Origin of the sequence: uncultured Nevskia sp., assembly GCF_903885465.1 — a bacterium.
GTDB lineage: Bacteria > Pseudomonadota > Gammaproteobacteria > Nevskiales > Nevskiaceae > Nevskia.
The window spans coordinates 1-5,011 of sequence record NZ_CAISIQ010000504.1 but is presented as its reverse complement, the minus strand read 5'-3'; the positions used below and the strand labels follow the sequence as shown (position 1 = coordinate 5,011).

Below are 5,011 nucleotides of genomic sequence, written 5' to 3'. Positions count from 1 at the left end.
CTGATGTCGCCGCTGTAGCGTTGCTGAAGGACGTCGTTGAGCATGTCGACGATGCGCCCGGGCACGGCCGCGCCGACGTAGTTGCGGGTCAGCTTGAGCAGGTCACGGCTGGCGGTGGTGGCCACGTGCTGAACCACGTCGGTGATCGTGCGCCGGCCCGGATGGGCTTCGCGCATGAACGGCACCACGTGCGGATTGGTCTGGCTGACGATGTAGTGGTTGACGTTGTGCAGGCGCGCCAGCCGGAGCATCGGCAGATCGTTGGCGATCGAGCCGTCGACCCAGCGCTTGGAGCGCATATACGGATGGGTGACACCTTCGAAATCGAGCGAATCGAGCATCACCGGCGGGAACACGCCGGGCACGGCACAGGAGGCCAGCACCGAGGACTGCACGGTGACGTTCGGCGCGGTCAGATAGTTGAGCAGACGGGCCGACTGATGCGCCTCGGCTGGCGACACGGTGACGCCGAGAATGCGCCGGGTGCGCTCGAAGGCTTCGATGAAGCTGCAGGCCGCGATGTTGCGTTCGAGACAGGCGCGCAGCCGGGCAGGGTCCATCAGCGCGTTGCCGCTCAATACCTGGCGCAGGCTGACGGTCTGGAAGGCCTGCAGGTTCAGCGATTCCGGATCGAAGATCGCCGGCAGTTCCTCATCGGTACGAGTGCCGGCCATGCTGGCGATGATCGCGCCGGCCGAGGAGCCAGAGATCACCCGCGGCAGCACGTTGTTCTCGAACATCGCCTTGATCACGCCGAGATGGAACATGCCCAGGGTGGCGCCGCCGGACAGCAAGAGCGCGGAGCGGCCGAAGCTGGTGCCGGTGCGCTTGAAGAACAGGATCTTCTCGTCGTTGGAGAAATCCGGGAAATCGCCGACGCAGATGTAATCCAGGCAGCGCGCCGATTCCTCGATGTATTCCTCGACCAGCCGCTTGGTGCCGACGCGGGCATACGAATAGAGCACCGGATCGGCGACGTTGCCGAGGTTGCCGTGCAGGCCTTCGGCGAGCTGGAACACCAGTTGCCGCACTTCGCCCGACTTGCGCAGCTCGCGTAGCGTGTTCAGGCGTTCCTTGATCAGCAGGTAGTCGTAGTCATCGCTCATCTCGTCCTGTTTCCAGGCGTCGGCGCCCTCCAGACGATCGAGCTCGGTCGCGATCTCCTGCCATTCGGCGTAGTTCGCGGCTTGGTCTAGGTCTTTCTGGCGACTGGCGATCAGCTTCTTCGACATGAACGGATGTAAGCGTTACGAGGGCCCGAGTATGCCATCTTGCAGTGCAGCATTTGCCTGTCGGCGAACCGCCGGCGAACCTTCCCCGAGCAGCGGTGGTCAGTGTGCGCAGGCCTGCTGCGCCGCTTTGCCAATGCCTTTCGCGTGGAAGGTGAGCCGCACAGTACAATCCGCCGCCTTGGGGTCTGTTGACGTTAGACCTTAGCGATTCGAGTGCCATGTCGCCCCGCTTTGCCGCCCTGTTTTCCGATCGCCGCCGCGTTCTTGTAGCCGGCCTGACTCTGGTCGTGCTCGCCCTGGCCGTGTGGGCGCTGGAAAAGAATCTGGCGGTGCTCAATCCAGGCGAAATCTTCACCCACCTGAAGTCGCTGCCACGCGAGCGGATTGCCGAAGCGCTGCTGTTCTGCGGCCTCAGCTACGCGGTGCTGACGCTCTATGACTGGCTGGCCCTGCGCGGCGTCGATCATCCGCTGCCCTGGCGGCAGGTAGCGCCGACTTCGCTGATCGCCTTCGGCATCGGTCACAGCGTCGGCTTCCAGGCGGTTTCCGGCGGCTCGATCCGCTTCCGCGATTACACCGCCGCCGGCGTGCCGGGCCTGAAGGTGGCTGGCGTCGTCGCGCTGGTGTCGGTGGCCTTTGCGCTCGGCGTGGCGACCCTGCTGGGGCTGTCTCTGCTGACATCGCCGGATGATGCCGGCCGGGTGCTGCATCTGGAGCCGTCCGGCATCCGCGAACTGGGCAGCGCGTTGCTTGCGCTGGTTGCCGCCTATGTGCTGCTCAATGCCATCCGCCGCCGGCCGCTGACCTGGCGCGGCCGCGAGTTCCGCCTGCCGGGCCTGCCGCTGACCCTGGGCCAGATCGTCGCCGCCAGCACCGATCTCTGCTTCGCCGCCGCCACCCTGTACGTGCTGCTGCCGGACACCGTGACGCTCGGTTATCCGGCCTTCGTCGGCGTCTTCGTGCTGGCCATCTACGCCGGCACCATCAGCAATGTGCCGGGCGGCCTCGGCGTGTTCGAAACGGTGCTGATCCTGCTGCTGCCCGCCGCGCCGCCGGAAGGCGTGCTCGGCGCGGTGCTGCTGTACCGCGTCGTCTATTACCTGCTGCCGTTCGTGCTGGCGCTGTTCTTTCTCGGCCTGCGCCTGCTCGCCACCCAGAACGAACGTTTCCGGCGCTATGGCAGCCGCCTGCAGGACAGCGTCGAAACCCTGGCGCCGCCGGTGCTGGCCACTACCGTATTCCTGGCTGGCGCGGTGCTGCTGATCTCCGGCGCCACGCCGGCCATCGACAGCCGCCTGGCGGGCTTGTCCGAGATGATTCCGCTCGGCCTGCTGGAGTTTTCGCACATGGCCGGCAGCGCCATCGGCGTCGGCCTGCTGATCCTCGCGCGCGGCCTGTATCGCCGCCTCGACGGCGCCTGGTGGCTGACTCTGGTGCTGCTCGCCGTCGGCGCCGTGGTGTCGATGCTGAAAGGTCTCGACTACGAAGAAGCAACCCTGCTGTCGGTGATCCTCGTGGTGCTGCTGCTGTCGCGCGAGCGCTTCTATCGCCGTGCCTCGCTGCTCGAGGTGCGCGATTCCCAGCGCTGGCTGATGGCGACGGTGGCGGTGGTCGCGGTCGCGGTCTGGGTGTCGATGCTGTCCTCGCGCGGCACCGATTACAGCCGCGAAGTCTGGTGGCGTTTCGCTTTCGACGATCAAAGCCCGCGTTTGATGCGCGCCGGCCTGCTGACCGTGCTGCTGTTCGCCGGCTACATGCTCTGGCGGCTGCTGAGCCCGGCCCGCCGCGAGCCGGATCCGCCGGACGCGGCAGCCCTCGATCGCGCCGCCAGCATCATCGCCACCTTCGGCGGCAACACCATCGCCAATCTGGCGCTGCTCGGCGACAAGCAATTGCTGTTCGGGCCCGATGGCGACGCTTTCATCATGTATCAGCGGTCCGGCCGCAGCCTGATCGCGCTCGGCGATCCGGTAGGCAATCCTGCCAAGGTGGAAGCGCTGACCTGGGCGTTCCGCGAACTGGCCGATCGCAGCAGCTGCTGGCCGGTGTTCTATCAGGTGTCGCCCGATCAGCTGCCGCTGTACCTGGATCTGGGCCTGTCGCTGGCCAAGCTCGGCGAAGAAGCGCGGGTGCCGCTGACCACCTTTTCACTGGTCGGCTCCAAGCGTCAGAGCCTGCGCAACGAACATCGCCGCGCCCAGCGCGATGGCGCCACCTTTGTGGTACTGGCACCGACCGAAGTCGAAGCCAAGCTCGACGAGCTGCAGCGGATTTCGGATGACTGGCTGACCGGCAAATCGGTTGCCGAGAAAGGTTTTTCGGTCGGCCGTTTCGATCCCGAATATCTGAGCCGCTTCCACTGCGCCTGCGTGCTCCGGGACGGCCAGATCGTCGCCTTCGCCAACCTGTGGCTCGGCGCTGGGCGCGAAGAGATGTCGATCGATCTGATGCGCTACGGCCCGGCGGCGCCGAAAGGCGTCATGGACTATCTGTTCATCGAGCTGATGCTCTGGGGCAACACCGAAGGCTATCGCTGGTTCAATCTCGGCATGGCACCGCTGGCCGGCCTGGAAAACCATCCGCTGGCGCCGTTCTGGCACAAGCTAGGCCGCATCGTTCATCGCTACGGCGAGCCGTTCTACAACTTCAACGGCCTGCGGCGTTACAAGGAAAAGTTTCAACCCGAGTGGCGCCCGCGCTACCTTGCTTCGCCGGGCGGCCTGGTGCTGCCCCGCGTCCTCGTCGATACCGCTGCGCTGATCGCCGGCGGCATCAAGGAAGTCATCTGGAAGTCATGAAGCCACTGATCCCCCCACAGATCCCCGCACTGATCCTTGCGGCGGCATTCGGCGCGATCGTTGCCGTTCCGGCGTCGGCTGCCCCCAACGTCCCGAAAGCTGCTGCGGCAGCCCCGGTTCCAGCTGTGGTGCCTGCAGCAACGGCACCGAGCGGCCCGGAAACCCTGAGCCACGGCATTTTCAAGGACGTGGTGATCCATCGTCCGGAAGGCACGCCGAAATCCTTCGTGCTGTTCCTGTCCGGTGATGGCGGCTGGGTCACTCGGGATCGCGGCGGCCCGGCGGCGATGGTTCAGGCGCTGGTCGCCGATGGCGCGATGGTCGTGGCGATCAGCACGCCGCAGCTGATCAGCGCGCTGGAAGCCGATGGCGGCGAATGTGCGTACACGGTCGGCGATTTCGAGAACCTCAGCCACTTCGTCCAGGCCTGGGCGCGTCTGCCGACCTATCTGCAGCCGATCCTCGCCGGCCATGGCGCCGGCGCCACGCTCGCCTACGGCGTGCTCGCCCAGGCCGAGAAAGGCTCGTTTGCCGGCGCAGTCACCACCGGCTTCTGTCCGGATCTGAATCTGAAAAAGCCGTTCTGCGCCGGCAACGGCGCGCGGATGGCGCCGCGCAGCGCCGACGGCGGCATCGAATTCCTGCCGACGCCCAAGCTGACCGCGCCCTGGCTGACCCTGCACGGCGAAATCGATCAGGTCTGCGATCTCGATAGCGTCAGCAAGTTCGTCGCCGGCAGTGACCAGGGCTCGCTGGTGTCGTTGCCGAAAGTCGGCCACGGCTTCACGTCGCCGGAGAACTGGATCGCCGCCTACCGCAAGAGCATCAATCAGCTGGAAACCGCGCAGGGCCGCAGCAGCGTGCCCCTGCCGCCGAGCGATCTGGGCGAGCTGCCGGTGATCGAAGTCGACGCCGATGTCCCGGCGACCGGAACCGCCCAGCACGCCGACACCTTCGCGATCCTGATCTCTGGCGACGGCG

Annotated in this window: 2 protein-coding genes and 1 pseudogene; 2 read left to right on the top strand and 1 reads right to left on the bottom strand. The window is 66.1% G+C overall.

The genetic code is table 11. From position 1 onward, the window contains the following. The coding region (locus tag QZY06_RS19400) for a patatin-like phospholipase family protein (RefSeq protein ID WP_295687224.1) at window positions 1-1,232 on the bottom strand (1,232 nt) is incomplete at its 3' end. A 218-nt stretch (window positions 1,233-1,450) separates the two neighbouring features. On the opposite strand from QZY06_RS19400, the gene mprF reads away from it, so the two are divergent. Further along, on the top strand, window positions 1,451-4,030 hold the full coding sequence (gene mprF / locus QZY06_RS19395) for a bifunctional lysylphosphatidylglycerol flippase/synthetase MprF (protein WP_295687221.1): 2,580 nt from the start codon (window positions 1,451-1,453) through the stop codon (window positions 4,028-4,030). Then, window positions 4,027-5,011: pseudogene (locus QZY06_RS19390) on the top strand (hypothetical protein); the annotation flags it as partial. The gene mprF and the pseudogene QZY06_RS19390, both read left to right, overlap by 4 nt.